Genomic DNA, 2571 nt, shown 5'->3' on the forward strand with positions numbered 1-2571 from the left:
GTCACGGTGGGCGTGGGCAGCCAGTTGGGCAGCAGCGGAGCGGGTGTGGGCAGCGACAAGGGCAACGCGCAAAGCACGAGCCGCGCGGGGATCTCCGGGGTGGCCGGGAACACAGAGGCCCGCACGGGAGATCAAGAGACCGGCATCAAACCCATCTTCGACAAGAACCGGGTGAGCGAGGAGGTGAATGCACAGATCACCATCACCAGGGAGTTCGGTAAGCAAGGTAGCACTGCCTGGGGCAACTACTCGACCCAGCAATACGCGAAAGCGCTGCAAAACGGCGATGAGGAAGCCGCCGAGTGCTGGGGCCCGTCGGGCACCTGCCGTGCGGTGGGCCATGCGCTGATTGGAGGCGCCGCGGGTGGTGTGGGCGGCGCGGTGGGCGCCGGGGTCACCTCCATGACCGCGCCCCAGGCGCAAACCATGCTGCGCAGCGTGGGACTTCCCGAGCCGATGGTGCAAGCCCTGGTGCAGGGCTATGGCTTGGGCGTGGGCGGTGCTGTGGGTGGAAGCTCGGGCGCGGCGGCAGGGGGCAATGAAGCAGCGCACAACACGTCTGCCTTCGCGATGCGGCTCATCCAGATCGGCGGAGGGGCCGTGTTGGCCACCTGCTTTGCGTTACCCAAGTGCGCTCAAAACGTTGGCCCTCAACTCATCACTGCCGTGCAAGATTTACAGCGGTTGGGCGAGGCGGTTGACGAGACCGTGCTGCGTGGTTGCCGCATGACTCCGACGTGCATGGCTGCTGCAAGCCTGATGGGCGTGGACGTGTTTGGTGGAACGCCGGGCAAGCCTGGGACGCCGGTGCAAGGGCCCAACAACACGGGCGGGGACCAGACGGAGAACCCGACTCCGGGTGGAAATTCAACGACTACGCCGAATGAAGGACCGCGTGGCGGGGGAAACACCGGTGGGAATCAAATTGCTGATCCCAAGCCCGGTAGTAATAGCACTGTCAGTCCGATTCCAGAGCCTCAGGGGCCGGGAGTGGTTTTCAATGAGGGGGCAAATGGAGGGGTGGGTGGACGCGGTCCTGAGTATGAAACACCATCAACTGTTGTTCAGGATCGAGTAGATAATTTGGTGTCACAAATACCTGAAAATTCGCGAGGACGTATCACGATGGGCGTAGCCATAGTTGAGGACGCCGATGGCGTTCGTTCTGTGGTGATTAGCACCAGTGAGCCACGCGGTTATCTTCGGCCCGGTGTTACTCTCCGGCCGGGAGAAATTGTCATAGATGGAACGGGCCATGCTGAAGCGGACATCGTTTCTTATGCAAATGCCAACGGGTTGAGGATTATTGATATCGGTGCAACGCGGCCAGTATGTGCGGGTTGTCAAAATACCATTTCACCAACTGGAGCCAACATTACGACTCCCTTGAAACCCCCACCAAGACCGAAACCGGGAAAACCATAATGATGCGACTAGAAACAGTAGCCCAAGACCTTTCTGAAAGGCTTCGGAAAGCCAGTCCGAAACAACAGCATGCGGCAAGCATTGCCGCATGCCAACTTGCTTTGCAAGCAGCCTCGGTAGATGAGCCCATCGCATTGGAATCGCTTGAGCAGTTGCGGCAGCAAGGAACGTTATCGATTCAGCGAGTAACCGAGTTAATCGCCTTGGCGGAGCAACTGGATAGTGAGTATTTCGAATTGCAAGACCAGAGTGAAATCAATCAGGTTTTTCAAGCAGACGCTCTTCGTTTATTTGGGCAAGCTCGTGCGATTGCCGCAATAGCTTTTGCTGGAGGGAAGGATGTTCTTACGGCTGCCATGGAGGCCATTTATGAGGCGTCCGTGACAGTTGATGATCCCGGCAGAGTCTTCGATGCTGCGTTCGTCGCCTTGTCGGAGGACCAAAGATAGGATTGTGCTGCGCAGAGATTGCAGGGCGGTCTCAATCTGAAGCGCAACACCCTCAGACGCGCCCTCCATGCCAAGAGCGGTTTTCTTCTCACCACGATGGAGTCGCCTCTCGGAGTCATGAGCCAAAAAGCCCGCCAACGCAATTAACACTAGGGCATTTTGCTATTTATTTGATATCGATTGCTGGATTGGCAACATGGGCATTTTTAAGACCACTGTTATCGTCGGCGTGGAGCCGCTCGGTGCCCGAATCGCCCCAAGAAGTGCCCGTCCAGCGTTTGAGTTGTCCCAGGCCGCCAGAGCTGTAGGCGTATCCCACGGGATCTGATCGCTTTGGCAAATCGTGCTTCTACTTTGAGTTGCCTTCGCCGCGCATCGGCTGCAGTGCTGCTGGCAGGTGTGCTGCCGCTTGCTCAGGGATATGAGTCAAAAAGCCCTCCAGCGCAATTAACACTATGGCGAGATGCTATATATTTGATAGCGAATGCTGTGGTTGGCACCGGCAGCACATTTGCCGCCACTGCTCCCGTCGGAGTGGAGCGGCCGAACCCGCTCCCTGGCCCAGTCGGAGTTGGCAGCGGAGCGAACAACGCCGAGGCGGTCATCAGCGCCAACGACCTGGCGCTGAACCTGAGCGGCCAGTTCATCAACCGGGGCCAGTTCGAGGTCACCAACAACCTCATCATTGCGGCCGCTG

Annotated in this window: 1 protein-coding gene and 1 pseudogene; both read left to right on the top strand. The window is 58.4% G+C overall.

Annotated features, from left to right (window positions below; genetic code table 11):
* Positions 1-1425 (top strand): annotated as a pseudogene (locus BLT03_RS24635) (hypothetical protein); the annotation flags it as partial.
* On the top strand, positions 1425-1874 hold the full coding sequence (locus tag BLT03_RS23525; RefSeq protein ID WP_139160538.1) for a hypothetical protein: 450 nt from the start codon (positions 1425-1427) through the stop codon (positions 1872-1874). The pseudogene BLT03_RS24635 and the gene BLT03_RS23525, both read left to right, overlap by 1 nt.
* The last annotated feature ends 697 nt before the right edge of the window (positions 1875-2571 follow it).

This window comes from Paracidovorax valerianellae (assembly GCF_900102625.1).
Lineage (GTDB): Bacteria > Pseudomonadota > Gammaproteobacteria > Burkholderiales > Burkholderiaceae_C > Paracidovorax > Paracidovorax valerianellae.